Source organism: Advenella sp. RU8, from assembly GCF_048381675.1.
Classification (GTDB): Bacteria; Pseudomonadota; Gammaproteobacteria; order Burkholderiales; family Burkholderiaceae_B; genus Advenella.
This window is the reverse complement of sequence record NZ_JBLWIS010000001.1, coordinates 426,106-442,054: the sequence shown is the minus strand read 5'-3', so window position 1 is coordinate 442,054 and position 15,949 is coordinate 426,106. Positions and strand designations below refer to the sequence as shown.

Below are 15,949 nucleotides of genomic sequence, written 5' to 3'. Positions count from 1 at the left end.
CATTTTTTACACAAACTGGCTCATTATCATTAAACTAACCGCTTCAAAAAATTTCTTTTATAACAAAAACATCAATGGACACAAAACAAAACAGGCAATGGTATTACGGTTGGAACATTGTAGGCGCTGCTACTGTTCTTACCCTGCTTACCGTAGGCATGCGCTTGGGCATAGGCCCGTTTTTTTTACCTATTATAAATGACCTGCAATTTACCCGCAGCCAACTGTCGGGCGTTATTGCAATAGGCATGCTTTTTTACGGGCTGGGCATGCCTGTTGCCGGTTACCTGGTTGGCATAAAGGGCACGCGCTTTGTTCTTTTATTGGGCACGGCGATTGTCGTTGCCTCTTCCATCTGGACAACCATGGCAAGCAGCTTAACCAATTTTTTCTTTGCCTATGGCATTTTCCTGTCGATAGGACTGGCCTTTACCAGCCAAGTAGCCCTGACGCCGGTCATTAGCCGCTGGTTTATAAGACAAAGAGGCATGGCCCTGTTCTTTTTATCCACCGGCTCCATGGCAGGCATTGCCATCATGACCCCGCTGTTTACATATACCAATGAAACCTTTGGCTGGAAAGAAACCATCCTTGGTTTTGCGGCCATTTTTTCCATTATTACCATTTTCTCCGCTCTTTGCGTTATCCGTGAACATCCGCCAGAAAATGCCGACCTGTTAAATAGCCCCCCTGACAAAAAAACCGTCACTGCCAAACCAGCTCAGCAAACAGCCCCCATCAGCCTGAATCAGGCCCTACGCACCGCACCCTTCTGGAAAGTGGTGCTTGGACTTTTTGCCTGCGGCTACAGTATGAACCTGTTGGGTGCCCACGGTGTTCCCATGCTAATGGACCACGGCTTTGACTCGGCCAGCAGCGCATTGGGCATCGGACTGATTGGACTGATTGCCATTTTCAGTACCTTGGTACTCGGACGCATTTCCGACCTCCTGCCCCGACGCTATATGCTCGCGGTTATTTATTTTGTGCGTGGGCTGGGTTTTTTCGGGCTTGTCATGGTCGCCGTTAACTGGCAACTTTTTGGGGTTGCTACCGTGGGTGGCGTGGTTTGGGCTGGCAGCATTGCCCTTTCATCGGCCATTCTTGCCGACATCTATGGGGTTAAACTGGTTGGCGTGCTTTATGGCCTGGCCTATGTGGGACACCAGATAGGTGGCATGATCAGCTCATGGCTGGGTGGCTGGGCCTATGAAACTTTCCATACCCACTGGATTTCTTTTGGTTCGGCCGGTTTTTTCTTGCTGCTTGCCGCCATGATTTCCTTAACGCTTCCCGATAAAAAATAACCCCAACCCCTGCTTTCTTGATGGCACTGCCAGCCAACTTACCTCATGTTAAAAATAAATGCATAAATTCACACTAAAAATTCGCGACGGAAAAATTGTTCAAATCCTTGCCAAAAGCGGAGGCGATGCCATCAAAAAAGCGGTCAAGGCGTATGGCTGCCAACCAGATGAAATTGTGGTTGTAGCGGCTCAAAAAATAGAAGCCTATCGACCCAAATAAAGACTTGAACCAGAAACAGGCCATATCACCATCGCGTCACTACTGAAGAGTATAATTTGCAACAAATTTATACCCGTTTAAAACAGTCAACTGCAATCAATAACCCATAAAGGCAAACTCGTTGCAACACTCCATACAAATTAACGCCATGGCCAGTTTCACACTGGCTATTCTTCTTTTGTTTATTGGCAAAGGCTTAAGCACACGCATCAAATGGCTACAAAAATACAGCATTCCCGAACCTGTCATCGGCGGACTGGTCTGCACTGTCATTGTTTGCGTTTTCTATTACCTGCTTAATCTTCAAATTTCCTTTACCCTTGGCGTACGCGACATGCTGTTGCTGTATTTCTTTGCCGCCATTGGGCTTAACACCAATATTCAAACGTTAAAAAAAGGTGGGCGGGCATTAGTTATACTGGTCATTGTTGCTACGGTTTTCATGGTGATGCAAAACCTGTTGGGCATGAGCATTGCCAAATACTTTGGCATGGATGCCAGACTTGGCTTGATGGCCGGTTCCATTTCATTAACCGGCGGTGTTGGCACCACCATGGCCTGGGCCACACACTTTGTTGAGACCCTGGGACTAAAAAATGCCGTTGAAGTGGGCATTGCAACCAATATGATCGGCATGATTTCGGCCTGTATTATTGGGGGCCCGATTGCCAGCTTCCTGATCAGTCGGCATCGCATAGAAACCTCTGCTGATCCAGAGCTGGATATTGGTACGCTCTACCAGGATGAACCCTATAAGCAAATTGACTATTACGGCGTGCTCATGGCCATTTTCTGGCTGAATATCGCCCTGCTCTTGGGCAACGGGATTATTAATTTAATTACCTTAACTGGCCTTAACCTGCCCGCCTTTGTGGGCTGTCTGCTGGCTGGCATTATTCTGCGCTCGGTAATGTCACTGGTAGTTCCGCAGGGCGGCCGCATTTGGCGTTGGCACAAAATGCAACCCGGCGTTGCACTGATTTCTGATTTAAGCCTTGGCATTTTCCTGACCATGGCCCTGATGGGTCTACAGCTATGGATCTTGCATTCCATGGTCTCATTCATTGCCACCACCATGGTTTTGCAAATTTTATTGGTTATTGTTTTCACCATCTTGGTGGTCTACAGGGTCATGGGACGTGATTATGAAGCCGCTGTGATGTGTTCGGGCTTTGGCGGCATTGCACTAGGTTCCACAGCCACAGCAATTGCCAACATGAGTGCGGTTACCCGCGCATATGGCAATGCACCCCGTGCATTCATTGTGGTACCACTGGTTTGCGGCTTTTTCATTGACCTGATTAACGCCGTGATTATTGGCGTCCTTGCAAGATAAACTCTGAAAACTGTTCATGGCGATGGTAATAGCCCATTGCCGAAAATAACAGCAAGGCATGTTCAAAAAAACACGCCACTTGCCTCAAAATCCACCATTTCAAGACAAGTGGCTGTTAACTCGGTCACCAACGACCTGGGGTCATCATGCCGAAAATGAAGGTGGTAATCCAGCTTCTTCAAGGCGTAGTTACTGCTCAGCAGTGCAATTTTCTGTTGCAGCAACAAGCCTTTGGCCAGGCCTACCGGCAAAAAACCAATGCCCGCACCCTCCACAATCAACCCTGCCACGACGCCCCACTGATTGCAAACAATTTTCTGGCCAGGTTTGACATTGGCATTTTCAAGCCAGTCATCCAATACATGCGTCATGCCAGAACCGCGCGGCAAAGTAATCAAGGCATGCTTCCCAAACGAAAGCGATTCAACCATCCCGGCACCATGAGCAATATCCGGCCTGGCACACCAGACAAATGCCGCCTCTGCCAGGGGAATGGATGTCAGCACAAGCCGCCTGGCATGCCCCGCAATAACGGCCACATCCAGATCACCCTTTTCCAGCCGCTCTGCCAAGCCCTCGCCAATATCCGTTGCCACAGTTATCTCAAGCTCGTGGTGTGTCTGCCGCAATTGATGAATCCAGCGAGGGAGCCAGGTAATTGAAGCCAGTTCGCCAGACCCGATTCGACAACGCCCTTGCAGGCCGGTATTGAGTGACACGTTTTTTTTGACCGCTTCCGTTTGCTGCAACAAGGCTATCGCCTGGGGCAGCAAACGTTCTCCGGCTGCTGTCAGGCTTGCCTTGTGGCCGCTACGGTCAAACAGTGGCTGGCCCAGTGAGGCTTCAAGTTCGGCCAGACGCTTGGACAAGGACGAAACCGTCAGGTTAACCTGTCCGGCTGCGGCGGCAAAGCTGGGGCTAATTGCTGCCCAGTAAAAAGCTTCCAGTTGTTTTAGGGTCATTTTTAGAGAAAAAAAGCAAACAAGGTATTATTATATTATTCGCTTTTTTATTTAAATCATCGGGTTTACAGTGTTCACAACTAAATAATATTTGTTATTTCCTAGTGTGAACAACATGAAACAATCTGCTATCACCACCACAAACAACACTTCCAGCCATGCCTGGGCCGCTTTCAATGGCACACGCCCAAAAGGCAACTTGGGCAAGGTACTTGCCCTTGACGACTTTGAAAAACTGGCCCGCGCTTACTTGCCTCGTGCCCTTTATGGCTACATTGCAGGTTCGGCCGAAACCCGTCAAAGCTGGAAAGACAATTACAGCGCTTATGAACAATGGGGTTTTGTTCCACGGGTGCTACAGAATGTGGCCAGGCGAAGCCAGAAAACCACCCTATTCAATCATGAATGGTCAAGTCCTTTTGGCATCGCCCCGATGGGCATTGCCGCTTTGTCGACCCACGACGGAGACCGGGTACTTGCCCGTGCAGCCCAACACGCCAACATCCCCTTTATTCTAAGCGGGTCATCCCTAACCCGACTTGAAGCCGTCATGGAAGAAGCGCCCGCCAGCTGGTTTCAGGCCTACCTGCCCGGTGAGCAATATCGTATTAATGCTCTCATTGACCGGGTGCAGGCAGCAGGTGTGGGCACTTTAGTGATTACAGTAGACATACCGGTGGCCGGCAACCGGGAAAACAATATCCGTGCCGGCTTTTCTACGCCCTTACGCCCTAGTGCACGGCTTGTTTGGGATGGCATTTCACACCCACGCTGGTTGCTGAACACATTTTTACGCACCCTGCTAAATGGCATTCCTCATTTTGAAAACTCATTCGCCGAACGGGGTGCACCGATTATTTCCAGCCGTGTTGACCGGGACTTCTCTCACCGGGAGCACCTGGACTGGGAACACATCAAAAAAATCCGCAACCGCTGGCCCGGTCATTTAATCATAAAAGGCATTTTAAACCAGCAAGATGCCAGCATGGCCAAGGGCATTGGGGTGGATGGCATTATTGTTTCCAACCACGGAGGACGACAACTGGATGGCGCGGTTTCACCGCTACGGGTATTACCCGGCATTATCAATGCGGCAGGCCATTTACCTGTCATGCTGGATGGTGGCATCCGCAGGGGTAGCGATGTTATCAAAGCCATGTCGTTAGGTGCAAAATTTGTTTTTCTTGGGCGCCCCTTTAATTTTGCCGCAGCAGCCGCTTCTGAGAGAGGCGTAGCGCATGCAATTTCACTACTTCAAGCTGAAATTGACCGTAATATGGCCATGCTGGGTGTCAACCGGCTTGGTGAGTTGGGAAATGAATTTCTGATGAAGATGAAATAGCTTATTTAAGAACACTATTGAAGGACACAAGCCCCCAATGAACTACCAACGATCAACATATCGGCAACTACACGGCCGACTTGTACCGGCTAACCCAGGCCGCCAGCCAAAAGCTAAGGGCCAGCAAGGTTGCGCAGATAGCAATAGACCAAATCACGGCATCGTAACTTTGGGTGCTTGACCAGATCCAGGCCGCTACCAACGGTGCAAAAGCCTTAGCCAGCGTACCTGGAAACGTCAAGATACCGTTAAGTACACCATACGCCCGCTTACTTAGCATTTCTGGCACAACCAGTCCACGCACAATGGTAAAAATTCCGTTACTGGCTCCATAGGCCACACAGGCAGCGGCAACAATCCAGATATGGGAAGGTTGCAAGGCCAATACGATAAACACAACGGGAAACACGGCAACCACCAGAGCCCCGATACGCCGCATGGACATGCTTGCTCCAAACATGCTGATCAGGACACGCCCCGCCACCTGCGCCGGCCCAATGGTGGCAATGACCCAAACCACCTCTTGAGTAGAAAGCCCACCCTCCAGAAACAACGGGTACATATGAAACGTAAATGCAGTAAAAGCGCCCGCATAAGCAATCAACGACAACATCAACAACCAGAATACCGGTTGCCGGAATGAGGCGACGATTGCCTGCCTGTCCGTTTGTTGATGTTCTTCATGCTGGGGCTGAATGGCGTGCACAAAATCTTTTTCTGGCCTGATAAAACCATAATACAGGGCAGCACAAAGTACACCGTTAATAAGGGCCAATACCAATAAGGCATCGCGCCAGCCCCAGTGATCAAGCAAAAACTGAACCAGCGGAATAAACACGGTGCTGGCAAACCCGCCCCATAAGGTAATAGCAGTTATGCCCGACCTGGCCCTGGCTGCTCCCACGCGACGGACAATAACCGCAAAGGCGGGTTCATACAAGGTAGCGGCCTGCAAAGCCCCCAACCCGGCAATTAAAAGATAAAACCCAAATAAGCTGCTTACCTGAGACCACAAAAAAAACAATACACCCGCGGCCAATGAGCCAAGGAACATTAGCAACCGGCCATGTCCCTTATCAACCGCTACCCCCACCGGGTAGGCAAGAAACCCCGCCAGCACCAGGCCTGCCGTTGCAGCACCGTACACATCGGTTCTGGACCAGCCCAGTTCCAGCATCATGGCTTCGGCAATTAGGGGAAAGCTGTAATACAGCGTGCCCCAGGCACATATTTGCCCAATACCCAATGCGGTAACCAGCATCAGGGCACGATCAGCATTTGGCAGCAAACCGGAACTATCTTCCGCTAGATTAGCCTGAGGGGAGGACATGAATATATGGTTCCAGGTTATTTTTCGTGATTCATTGCGGCCGCACTAAGTGTAGTCGCCAACTGTGGGGCTATTTCCTTGCGCTCACTATAGCGGTCGGTCAGGTAATCGGAACGGTCACGAATCAACAAGGTAAATTTATACAGTTCCTCCATGACATCCACCACCCTGTCATAATACGAAGATGGCTTCATTCTGCCATGTTCATCAAACTCCTTATAAGCCATAGGTACCGAAGATTGGTTCGGAATAGTCACCATCCGCATCCAACGGCCAAATAGCGATGGCTCGATATTCGGCAAAGCTTGCTTCATGGATTTACCCTTTGACCGTTGGCATCAATAACCACCTCACCATCCTCCTTTGAAAAGGCACCTTGCTGAGCTGATGGCAAAATTTCCAGTACCACTTCAGAAGGGCGACACAAGCGCACCCCTACAGAGGTGACCACAAAAGGCCGGTTCATCAGGATAGGATGCGCTTCAATGGCATCCAGCAACTGCTCATCCGTCAGGGCCGGGTCTGAAAGCCCCAATTCCTGATACAGCGCTTCCTTTTCCCGTAAAGCCTGGCGAACAGTAAGCCCGGCATCGGCAATAAGCGATTTGATGGTTTCGCGACTGGGAGGAGTTTTGAGATACTCAACAATCACAGGCTCTATGCCTGCATTGCGTATCATGGCCAAGGTATTGCGAGAAGTTCCACAATTTGGATTGTGGTAAATGGTAACGTTATTCATAGGACTCCTGTGTGATGATCACATCACATGCTTTGATGTTGGGTTTATGAATTGCCAAACAGGTAACTAACGTATCAAAAGCCGCAAATACCTGTTATTCAAATAGCATCAATCGCGCTAGTATACTATAATTCCACAAATATCAAAATATAGAAACAATACTGGAACGATTATGGAAACCAAAGATGCCGTAAAAGCCTTGTCTGCACTAGCTCATGAAGCCCGGCTTGCTGCCTATCGTCAGCTGGTACAGGCCGGCTCTGCCGGTATACAGGCCGGCCAACTTGCCGATACGCTTGGCATGCCACCCTCTTCTCTTTCCTTTCATTTGAAAGAGCTCATCAATGCCGGTCTTCTGGAATCAAAACAGGAAGGCCGGTATGTCATTTATTCGGTAAAATTCCAGGCCATGTCCACACTACTGGATTATTTAACGGAAAATTGCTGTGCCGGGGATCGTTGCGTTGTCACCTCACCAAACCCATCCTTCAAACCCGAAAATTAAATGAAAAAACGCCAGCCCCCAGCTACTTAGCCACTAACCCGACTATTAGCCCGTTCAAACAAGGGGTTGTATTTTGTATTTGAATCATCAACAAGCCAACCCACTTATTTCACTTAACAGTTAACAGGATTTAACGTGTTTACCTCCTTGGCAATTTTTATTGTGACTATTACTTTAGTCATTTGGCAACCCCGTGGTCTGGGCATCGGCTGGAGCGCCTCTTTAGGTGCCTTGTTGGCATTTTTATTTGGCGCCATTCAAATAAGTGATATCCCGGCCGTATGGCATATTGTCTGGAATGCAACCGCTACCTTTATTGCCATTATCATTATTAGCTTACTGCTGGATGAAGCCGGATTTTTTGAATGGGCGGCACTGCATGTTGCCCGCTGGGGTAGAGGCAAGGGCAAGATTTTGTTCTGCCTGATTATTTTACTTGGCGCTGCCGTTTCCGCGTTTTTTGCCAATGATGGTGCGGCCCTTATCCTGACCCCTATCGTCATGGCCATGCTGCTGGCCCTGGGGTTTAGCCCCGGTGCCACCTTGGCTTTTGTCATGGCCGCCGGTTTCATTGCCGATACCGGCAGCCTGCCCTTGATTGTTTCCAATCTGGTCAATATCGTTTCAGCTGATTTTTTTGACATCAGCTTTGCCCGATATGCTGCAGTCATGGTACCGGTTAACTTTGTATCGGTAGCAGCAACGCTAGTGGTTTTACTCTGGTATTTTCGGGCAAGCATTCCGGCCACTTATGACCGAACGCAACTGAAACACCCCAATGACGCTATTCGTGACCTGAGTACTTTCCGCGCCGGCTGGTGCGTATTGGCATTGTTATTGATCAGTTTTTTTGTTCTTGAAGACATGGGCATCCCGGTTAGTGTCATTGCTGCGCTTGGTGCTTCCATTCTGTTAGTGGTTGCAGGCCGCGGCCACGTTATTAGCACCAGAAAAGTCATGCGTGAAGCACCTTGGTCGATCGTGATCTTCTCTCTGGGCATGTATCTGGTGGTCTATGGCATGCGCAATGCCGGGCTAACCGATCATATTGCAACGCTTTTGAATTGGCTGGGCAACCAGGGGCTTTGGAGCGCAGCCATCGGAACCGGTTTGCTGACTGCCCTGCTATCTTCCATTATGAACAATCTACCAACGGTACTGGTGGGTGCCCTATCGATTGAATCCAGCCAGGCCACAGGTGTCATTAAAGAGGCCATGATTTATGCCAATGTCATTGGCAGTGATCTTGGACCCAAAATCACCCCCATTGGCAGCCTGGCAACATTGCTGTGGCTTCATGTGCTTTCTCGAAAAAACCTGAAAATCACCTGGGGCTATTACTTCAGGGTGGGCATTGTTATAACGCTACCTGTTCTATTAGCAACCCTGGCAGCACTGGCCTGGCGACTGGGTGCGGTGTAAATATGTTGAGGAATCCGGGATGACCATTAAAAATATTTAAACGCATGAATATTTACAATTTGTATCGCCGGATTATAATTACGCACGAATTTTAATGATCAACCATTGTTTAGGGAAACCATTCATGCATCCTGTTATTGCCAAAACATTTGGCGGCCTGTCGCTAAGTTATTATGCCCGCAATTTTATATTCGGCCTTATTTTCCCGGCACTATTCATGCTCATGCAGTCCCAAACCGCCAGACCCACCTCTATCGGGATGATGGCTTTTCTGGTCATTTCAACACTGCTTTACCCTTATTCCCGCTTTGTTTATGAAAGCATAGTCAGCTTTGTCATGGGAGAAAATATTTTTTTAATTAATAGCATTGTAATGCTGTTGACGAAATTGCTTACGATGCTGTTATGCTGGGCCTTCGCTATTTTCATTGCACCGGTAGGTCTGGTGTATTTGTATTTTTATCATAGCAAACAACAGGCCATGCACAAATGATCGTTACACTTGTCGGATTTGCATTTTTGTTTGGCATTGCCTTAAGCCGGATTGGTTTGCCGCCCATGGTTGGGTTTCTTTTAGCCGGCTTCGCCTATAATCTTGCCGGACTTGAACACCCCGACAGCCTGACGCTAATTTCCGACTTGGGCGTAACCCTCTTATTGTTTACTATTGGCCTGAAACTGGACCTGAAGGCGATTTCCAATGCAGAGGTCTGGGGCAGCTCGATAGTACACATCATTGTTTCCACCCTGTTTTTTGCAGGTGCCTTGCTACTGGCCAAAACGCTTTTTCCCATCCCCATCCTAGATCTGTCATTGGGAACAACCGTTATTCTGGCATTCGTCCTGTCTTTTTCCAGTACCGTTTTTGCCGTTAAACACTTTGAAACCAAAGGCGATATGACTACCTTTTATGGTAAGGTTGCCATTGGTATTCTGGTGATGCAAGACATTTTTGCCGTTATTTTTCTGGCTATCAGCGAAGGCAAATACCCTAGCATCTGGGCCCCATTGGTTTTACTGCTTCCCTTTGCCCGCAAGCCCCTGTTCAAATTGCTGGATGCATCAAGGCATGGAGAGCTACTCGTGCTATGCGGACTGTTTTTTGCTTTGGGCCTGGGGTATGAGCTTTTTACCAGTGTTGGCCTGAAAGGCGATTTGGGTGCCCTGATTCTGGGTGCCCTGCTAGCCAATCACCCCAAAGCCAATGAGCTGTCAAAATCACTTTTCAGCTTCAAGGAACTCATGCTGGTTGGTTTTTTCCTGTCTGTCGGCATGCAAGGACTACCCACCTGGTCGATGTTAGCGGTTGCTGCCATGATCTGCATTTTATTGCCCTTTAAGACCTTCCTGTATTTCCTGGTGGTAGAAAAATTCAACCTGCGCACCCGCACGTCCGTGTTGGTATCGCTAAGTTTGGGCAGCTATTCCGAATTTGGCCTTATTGTTTCTACCCTGGGGGTACAACAGGGTTGGCTCCCCACCGACTGGCTGCTGATTATGGCGTTGTGCATCAGCCTGAGCTTTGCCGTTTCCGCCCCCTTCAACATGAAAGCTGAAGATATTTACCGGCGCCACAAAAATTTCTGGGAAAAATTTCAATCCTCCAAAATTCATCCCCGCGATAAATTCATGGCCACAGGCGATGCCCAGGTACTCATTGTTGGCATGGGACGCGTAGGTACCGGTGCCTATGACCACTTAACAACCGCTTTCAACAACAAGATAATTGGTATTGACCATGATGCCTCACGAATAGACGACCATCGCCTGGCAGAGCGAAAAGTCATGCTGGGTGATGCAACCGACTCGGACTTCTGGACCAAGCTTAAAGCCGGTAGAAACATGCAGCTTATTATTCTTGCCATGCCCAATCACCATAGCAATGTTTTTGCCGCTCACCAAATTCGCAATGCAGGACTGCAAACACAAATTATTGCGATTGCCCAGCACCCGCAAGAAGTAGAAGAACTGGAGGCCTTACAGGTTCCTTCATTCAACATGTATTCCGAAGCAGGTGAGGGACTGGCAAGAAAAGCCTTACTGGAATTTGCCGATAATCGCTAATCCATGCAAAAGGTGGCCACCCCTCATCAGAATGAAGCATAATGCATGATCCAATAAAATCACCGTTACCTTTACCTTTACTTCTTTTAGGGATACCTTTTCATGGCGCCTTCGCTGTTTGATTATGAAAGCCATTTAGAAGCCTGCGCGAAACAAAATGAACAGGCCTTCAAGGCCCTGTACCAACAGGAGTCAGCGCAAATGCTGGGCCTGGCCATCAGCCTGCTTGGCGATCGTGCGCTGGCCGAAGACTGCCTGCACGACACCTTTGTACAAATCTGGCGCCACGCTCAACGTTTTCAACGCTCACTAGGCAGTGGGCGGGCATGGATCTACAGCATTCTACGCTACCGGGCCCTAAATCAATTGCGAAGCCATGGTCGTTACACGGAACTGGATGATGATTTTGTTGAACGCATTGCGGACGACAGCCCCCAGGCCACCGAATTGTTTGAACAGAAAAATGAACAAAAACAACTAAACCGATGCTTGCGAGGTATTGACCGCAATCGCAGGCACCCCATCTTGCTCGCTTTCTATCACGGCCTGACCCATGAACAAATTGCCAATCGCCTGACCATTCCGCTAGGCACTATTAAAAGCCGTATCCGCGCCGGTCTTCGCGCATTACAGGAGTGTTTGCAAGCATGAACCCCCAACATCCCGATGAACTGCGTACGCTGATTGGCGAATATCTGCTGGGGCTGCTTGATGAAGCGGAGGCCAAAAGAATTCACGATCTCATTGAAAAAGATCAAGACGCAGCCAAAATGGCCCTGCAATGGCAGCAGCATTTCCTTGAACTCAGCGACCAATTACCCCCGCAAACACCCTCGGCACAATTGTGGCCTCGCCTGCAGAAAAGTCTTGGGCTAAGTGACTCTGCCAAACCGACCAGCCTATGGAAAAACTGGTGGCAAAGCCTGACGACATGGCGCCTGGCCAGTGCGGTACTAGCCTGTGCCCTCCTGATTGCTATTTTGCCAGAACTATGGCGAAACGATATGTCTACCAACCGGTATATGGCAGTCTTGCAGCCACCAGGTGAATCAGCCCAACCAGGCTGGGTCGTGCAGATCGAACCAAGTGGCCGATTGCTGCTAGAGCCCCTGCTTGAGCAGTCAATCCCACCCAACCACTCAATCCAGTTCTGGACCTTGGTGGATCCTGCTATTGGCCCCCGTTCTCTGGGTTTGGTTGAACCTGGCAAACCACTGCAACTACCGGCAGAACAAATTGGTGCCGTACAGGCAGGCCAGCTGTTTGAACTGACACTGGAGCCGGAAGGTGGATCCCCCATCAACCGGCCAACTGGCAAAGTACTTTACATTGGCCGGGCAGTCATGGCTTCCCTCAACTAAACGCAATTTTTGGATAACAATCGCGATTGAAAATTTATTTTCAAATCGCGACATCCAAAGCTTTCACTCGTGGGTATATATATCAGGTGCTTGATCAAAGTGCCGGCAAAGCTGAAGTTTTTCAGCCTGCATTCATACCAAAACACACTGAGAGAAACCTTATGAATATGCGTAAAACCTTGATTTCCATCGCTTTAACCACTTGCACAAGCGCCCTGATGGCAAGCGCGGCCAGTGCGGCAACCCTGCTGGCTCTGACTGCAGACGGTCAAATTTATAAAATTGACAGCAACAGCCAGAAAGTCACTGCCAACATGGCTGCCAGCAGCCCAAGCCCGCTACGCGGTTTTGATGTACGGCCTGCCAATGGCAAGCTCTATGCGCTGGGGAACGACCATCAGCTATACACCGTGGACCTTTCCACTGGCGCCGCAAGCAAGGTAGTCAAATTGAACAAGGAATTACCAGGCAGTGGCCAAGCGGTGGTTGACTTCAATCCGGTAGCCGACAAACTGCGCCTGTTGGCAAACGATGGCACCAACTTTCGTGTTAACGTTGAAACCGGTGAAGTCGCCGTAGATGGCAGCACAAGCTATGCAGCGGACGGCCCACATGCCGGCAAAAAACCCGCCATTGCGGCTGGTGCTTACACCAACGCCTATGCAGGCACAAAAAGCACCGCGCTACATACCATTGACTTGGCCAGCAATAGCCTGATGCTGCAGAACCCACCTAACGACGGCATTCAGCAACCCATTGGCAAAATTGCAGATGGACTGAAAGCAGTCGCCATGGATATTGACAGCGATGGCAAAGGCGGCAATATCACCTACCTGTTAACCGGAACCACCCTGCATACACTAGATTTGGGTAGTGGCAAACCAAATACCTTAGGTAAAATTGCCGGCCTGCCAGAAAATATCATTGATATTGCCGTAGTGCCTGGTATGTAAGCAATCACATAACGTCGTCATTTTATATGGATATCAAGGCACTTTTACTAAAGCGATAACTTGATATCCGTGAACGCGATTCAATAACAAAACCTTCAAGCCCGGGCAATAGGCACCTCATGCCAATTGGTGGTGTAGCCCGGGCTTTTGCGTTCCTGCCTCATATACCAATGCTCCTTATCATGAAAACCGATGCTGCCTGTTTTTAAAGTGCCCCGTCCAAAACGGGCATTGATTTCATCCAGGGTTGTCATTAATTGTGCCCGCTTTTCCTGCCCGGGATCGCCAAAACACAATTCACCCTGAACCGGCTGTGACGGCACAATTTCCATTAACATGACACCGGCCTTTTTATATTTATAACCAGGTCGCCAAATGGCATCCAGCGCTTTCAGGGCATACTTGGTAAAAATCAGGTTATCTGCCGTTGGACAAGGCAAAACCACCATCCTGCTATTGCCATATTGCTTGCCTTGATCAAAAGGACTGGTGGTAATGAAAATTTGCATGCTACCGGCAATCGAATCCTGGGCTCTTAACTTATGGCAAGCCATGGCAATAAACTGGGACAAAGCACTTTGCAATTCAGCCATCCCCACCATGGGCACACCAAAAGAGCGCGAGGCAATAATCTGTTTTTTAGGTACCACCATTTCTTCCAGTTCCAAACGGGAAATACCCCGCAGCTCCTGAATGGTTTTACTGGTAACGGTAGAAAATGTTGCCCGCGCTACATCGGGATCCAGCTTGGCCAGATCCAGTACAGTATGCACACCCATTTCTTCCAGCCGCTTGGCGATTCTTCTGCCAACACCCCAGACTTCTTTGGCCTTTATGCTTTGCATCAGGGCAGCCAATTCATAACGGTTCAACCGGGTAAGATCACAAACGCCCTTCCATTGGGGCTGTTTTTTGGCAATATGATTGGCTAATTTAGCCAGCGTTTTGGTTGAACCTATGCCTACGCAAGTTGGAATACCGGTATCACGCAAGACTTCAGCCCGGATACGCTGGCCGTATTCCGCCAAATCCTGCTGAAAGCCGGATAAATCAATAAAACTTTCATCAATTGAATAAATTTCCTGCCGAGGTGAAAATCGCCCGATGACAGTCATCATGCGGTCTGACATATCACCATAAAGCGGAAAATTGGCCGACATTGCCACCAGGCCACGGGACTTTTCAAGATGCCTGATTTTGAACCAGGGATCGCCCATTTTAACACCGATGGCTTTGGCTTCATCGGTTCGTGAAATGGCGCAACCGTCATTATTGCTTAAGACAATTAAAGGCTTGCCCTTGAGGGAGGGACGAAAAACACGCTCACAGGAGCAGTAAAAGCAATTGCCATCAATAAGCGCGAAAGTCATACCAAGTCTTTGATGACATGTGTTACCACACCCCAGATTGTCCATTCTTGCCCGGGTTCTGGAACAATATCCGGATAAGTGACATTGGCCGCCTTAAGCCGAATGATGCCGTTGCGGCTATGCAAGCGTTTAACCGTAACCTCTCCGTTGATTTCTGCAATCACGATATGGTTATGCCGGGCCACAAGGGAACGGTCTACAATTAAATGATCGCCATCTTCAATACCCGCTTCAACCATGGAATGGCCCTTAACGCACATGTAATAGGTAGACGTTGGGTGTTTGACCAGAATTTCACCAATGTTTATGCGGTTAACCGCCATATCCTGGGCCGGAGAAGGAAAACCGGCCGGCGTTTTGGCGTCTATTTTCCGGATGACAACCGGACTAGCTGCAAGCGGCATGAGTTCTGAAGGAAAGTTCATGATGAATATTACTGTTTATTTGTACAGTGCATTATGCCATTTTTTGCCAATCATTTGTCGAAGCGGCATGTTAAGATTCAGAAGAAAAACCAAGCACATACCCACAGGAGAACAATATGGATGAATTCATGCAGGCAGCCATCGAAGAAGCACGCCTAGGCCTTCAGGAAGGGGGAATCCCCATTGGTTCAGTCCTGGTACACCAAGGGCGCATCATTGGGCGCGGGCACAACAAACGCGTTCAGCAAAACAGCGCCATCTTGCATGGCGAAATGGATGCCCTTGAAAACGCAGGCCGTCAACCCGCCCATATCTATCGCGAATCAGTGCTGTATACCACCCTGTCACCCTGCTCCATGTGTACCGGTGCCATTCTGCTTTATGGTATTCCCAAAATCGTGATCGGGGAAAACCAAACCTTCATGGGGGGTGAGGAATTGCTGCGCCGGGAAGGCGTGTCACTGGAAGTATTGCAAAACGAAACCTGCATTGAACTAATGCGCAGTTTCATTGCTGACAAGCCGGAACTCTGGAACGAAGATATTGGGGAATAAACTGGGTGTTTTTTTCAAGAGCATTGCTTTCATTAAAAATAAAAACAACATGGCAATGC

General features: G+C 49.0%; 17 protein-coding genes and 1 pseudogene. 12 read left to right on the top strand and 6 right to left on the bottom strand.

Annotated elements, in window-relative coordinates:
- The first annotated feature begins 74 nt into the window (after positions 1-74).
- The 3 genes from ACM5Q9_RS02075 (at position 75) to gltS (ending at position 2,863) form a co-directional block, all read left to right on the top strand.
- Positions 75-1,307, top strand: coding sequence for an MFS transporter (locus ACM5Q9_RS02075; RefSeq protein WP_418143066.1), 1,233 nt, complete (start codon positions 75-77; stop codon positions 1,305-1,307).
- Between the two features lie 58 nt (positions 1,308-1,365).
- On the top strand, positions 1,366-1,527 hold the full coding sequence (locus tag ACM5Q9_RS02070) for a hypothetical protein (RefSeq protein ID WP_418143065.1): 162 nt from the start codon (positions 1,366-1,368) through the stop codon (positions 1,525-1,527).
- A gap of 121 nt (positions 1,528-1,648) precedes the next feature.
- The gene (gene gltS, locus ACM5Q9_RS02065; RefSeq protein ID WP_418143064.1) at positions 1,649-2,863 is read left to right on the top strand and encodes a sodium/glutamate symporter; all 1,215 of its coding nucleotides are present in this window, start codon (positions 1,649-1,651) and stop codon (positions 2,861-2,863) included.
- Positions 2,864-2,925: 62 nt separating this feature from the next.
- Here the strand turns inward: gltS and ACM5Q9_RS02060 are convergent, their stop codons facing one another.
- Positions 2,926-3,825 (bottom strand): LysR family transcriptional regulator, encoded by a 900-nt coding sequence (locus ACM5Q9_RS02060; protein WP_418143063.1) that lies wholly within the window; start codon positions 3,823-3,825, stop codon positions 2,926-2,928.
- Between the two features lie 115 nt (positions 3,826-3,940).
- On the opposite strand from ACM5Q9_RS02060, the gene ACM5Q9_RS02055 reads away from it, so the two are divergent.
- Positions 3,941-5,167: an alpha-hydroxy acid oxidase gene (locus ACM5Q9_RS02055; protein ID WP_418143062.1), complete on the top strand. Its 1,227-nt coding sequence runs from the start codon at positions 3,941-3,943 to the stop codon at positions 5,165-5,167.
- Positions 5,168-5,234: 67 nt separating this feature from the next.
- On the opposite strand, the gene ACM5Q9_RS02050 is transcribed toward ACM5Q9_RS02055, so the two are convergent.
- The 3 genes and pseudogenes from ACM5Q9_RS02050 to arsC form a co-directional block, all read right to left on the bottom strand.
- A complete protein-coding gene (locus tag ACM5Q9_RS02050) occupies positions 5,235-6,497 on the bottom strand; it encodes an MFS transporter (protein WP_418143061.1) in 1,263 nt (420 codons plus the stop codon).
- A 17-nt stretch (positions 6,498-6,514) separates the two neighbouring features.
- Positions 6,515-6,778 (bottom strand): annotated as a pseudogene (locus ACM5Q9_RS02045) (arsenical resistance protein ArsH); the annotation flags it as partial.
- 29 nt (positions 6,779-6,807) lie between these two features.
- Positions 6,808-7,236, bottom strand: a complete 429-nt coding sequence (arsC, locus tag ACM5Q9_RS02040; protein ID WP_418143060.1) for an arsenate reductase (glutaredoxin) — start codon at positions 7,234-7,236, stop codon at positions 6,808-6,810.
- A 172-nt stretch (positions 7,237-7,408) separates the two neighbouring features.
- Here arsC and ACM5Q9_RS02035 point away from each other — a divergent pair, with 172 nt between their 5' ends.
- The 7 genes from ACM5Q9_RS02035 (at position 7,409) to ACM5Q9_RS02005 (ending at position 13,541) form a co-directional block, all read left to right on the top strand.
- Complete coding sequence (locus tag ACM5Q9_RS02035; RefSeq protein WP_418143059.1) at positions 7,409-7,741, top strand: ArsR/SmtB family transcription factor; 333 nt, start codon at positions 7,409-7,411, stop codon at positions 7,739-7,741.
- A 135-nt stretch (positions 7,742-7,876) separates the two neighbouring features.
- The gene (locus tag ACM5Q9_RS02030; RefSeq protein WP_418143058.1) at positions 7,877-9,163 is read left to right on the top strand and encodes an arsenic transporter; all 1,287 of its coding nucleotides are present in this window, start codon (positions 7,877-7,879) and stop codon (positions 9,161-9,163) included.
- Between the two features lie 124 nt (positions 9,164-9,287).
- Positions 9,288-9,656, top strand: a complete 369-nt coding sequence (locus ACM5Q9_RS02025; RefSeq protein ID WP_418143057.1) for a hypothetical protein — start codon at positions 9,288-9,290, stop codon at positions 9,654-9,656.
- Positions 9,653-11,227 carry a cation:proton antiporter gene (locus ACM5Q9_RS02020; protein ID WP_418143056.1) on the top strand — a complete coding sequence of 525 codons (1,575 nt, stop codon included), beginning with the start codon at positions 9,653-9,655 and terminating at the stop codon, positions 11,225-11,227. Before ACM5Q9_RS02025 ends, ACM5Q9_RS02020 begins: the two co-directional genes overlap by 4 nt.
- Before the next feature lie 102 nt (positions 11,228-11,329).
- Positions 11,330-11,878, top strand: a complete 549-nt coding sequence (locus ACM5Q9_RS02015; protein WP_418143055.1) for a sigma-70 family RNA polymerase sigma factor — start codon at positions 11,330-11,332, stop codon at positions 11,876-11,878.
- Positions 11,875-12,588: an anti-sigma factor gene (locus tag ACM5Q9_RS02010; protein ID WP_418143054.1), complete on the top strand. Its 714-nt coding sequence runs from the start codon at positions 11,875-11,877 to the stop codon at positions 12,586-12,588. The genes ACM5Q9_RS02015 and ACM5Q9_RS02010 overlap by 4 nt, the downstream gene beginning before the upstream one ends.
- A gap of 161 nt (positions 12,589-12,749) precedes the next feature.
- Complete coding sequence (locus ACM5Q9_RS02005) at positions 12,750-13,541, top strand: DUF4394 domain-containing protein (protein WP_418143053.1); 792 nt, start codon at positions 12,750-12,752, stop codon at positions 13,539-13,541.
- Positions 13,542-13,636: 95 nt separating this feature from the next.
- Here ACM5Q9_RS02005 and ACM5Q9_RS02000 read toward each other — a convergent pair whose 3' ends face one another.
- Together ACM5Q9_RS02000 and ACM5Q9_RS01995 are read right to left on the bottom strand one after the other, a co-directional pair.
- Positions 13,637-14,911: a Y-family DNA polymerase gene (locus ACM5Q9_RS02000; RefSeq protein ID WP_418143052.1), complete on the bottom strand. Its 1,275-nt coding sequence runs from the start codon at positions 14,909-14,911 to the stop codon at positions 13,637-13,639.
- A complete protein-coding gene (locus ACM5Q9_RS01995; RefSeq protein ID WP_418143051.1) occupies positions 14,908-15,336 on the bottom strand; it encodes a LexA family protein in 429 nt (142 codons plus the stop codon). The genes ACM5Q9_RS02000 and ACM5Q9_RS01995 overlap by 4 nt, the downstream gene beginning before the upstream one ends.
- Before the next feature lie 116 nt (positions 15,337-15,452).
- Between ACM5Q9_RS01995 and ACM5Q9_RS01990 the strand changes: the two genes are divergently transcribed.
- Positions 15,453-15,890, top strand: coding sequence for a nucleoside deaminase (locus tag ACM5Q9_RS01990; protein WP_418143050.1), 438 nt, complete (start codon positions 15,453-15,455; stop codon positions 15,888-15,890).
- Positions 15,891-15,949 lie beyond the last annotated feature (59 nt).

Bases quoted from the DNA above. Each gene is read 5' to 3' on its own strand.
- ACM5Q9_RS02075 (WP_418143066.1), top strand. From the start codon at position 75: ATGGACACAAAACAAAACAGGCAATGGTATTACGGTTGGAACATTGTA.
- ACM5Q9_RS02020 (WP_418143056.1), top strand. From the start codon at position 9,653: ATGATCGTTACACTTGTCGGATTTGCATTTTTGTTTGGCATTGCCTTA.
- ACM5Q9_RS02000 (WP_418143052.1), bottom strand. From the start codon at position 14,911: ATGACTTTCGCGCTTATTGATGGCAATTGCTTTTACTGCTCCTGTGAG.
- ACM5Q9_RS01995 (WP_418143051.1), bottom strand. From the start codon at position 15,336: ATGAACTTTCCTTCAGAACTCATGCCGCTTGCAGCTAGTCCGGTTGTC.
- ACM5Q9_RS02035 (WP_418143059.1), top strand. From the start codon at position 7,409: ATGGAAACCAAAGATGCCGTAAAAGCCTTGTCTGCACTAGCTCATGAA.
- ACM5Q9_RS02055 (WP_418143062.1), top strand. From the start codon at position 3,941: ATGAAACAATCTGCTATCACCACCACAAACAACACTTCCAGCCATGCC.
- ACM5Q9_RS02005 (WP_418143053.1), top strand. From the start codon at position 12,750: ATGAATATGCGTAAAACCTTGATTTCCATCGCTTTAACCACTTGCACA.
- ACM5Q9_RS02010 (WP_418143054.1), top strand. From the start codon at position 11,875: ATGAACCCCCAACATCCCGATGAACTGCGTACGCTGATTGGCGAATAT.
- ACM5Q9_RS02015 (WP_418143055.1), top strand. From the start codon at position 11,330: ATGGCGCCTTCGCTGTTTGATTATGAAAGCCATTTAGAAGCCTGCGCG.
- ACM5Q9_RS02070 (WP_418143065.1), top strand. From the start codon at position 1,366: ATGCATAAATTCACACTAAAAATTCGCGACGGAAAAATTGTTCAAATC.
- ACM5Q9_RS02025 (WP_418143057.1), top strand. From the start codon at position 9,288: ATGCATCCTGTTATTGCCAAAACATTTGGCGGCCTGTCGCTAAGTTAT.
- arsC (WP_418143060.1), bottom strand. From the start codon at position 7,236: ATGAATAACGTTACCATTTACCACAATCCAAATTGTGGAACTTCTCGC.
- ACM5Q9_RS02060 (WP_418143063.1), bottom strand. From the start codon at position 3,825: ATGACCCTAAAACAACTGGAAGCTTTTTACTGGGCAGCAATTAGCCCC.
- ACM5Q9_RS01990 (WP_418143050.1), top strand. From the start codon at position 15,453: ATGGATGAATTCATGCAGGCAGCCATCGAAGAAGCACGCCTAGGCCTT.
- ACM5Q9_RS02050 (WP_418143061.1), bottom strand. From the start codon at position 6,497: ATGTCCTCCCCTCAGGCTAATCTAGCGGAAGATAGTTCCGGTTTGCTG.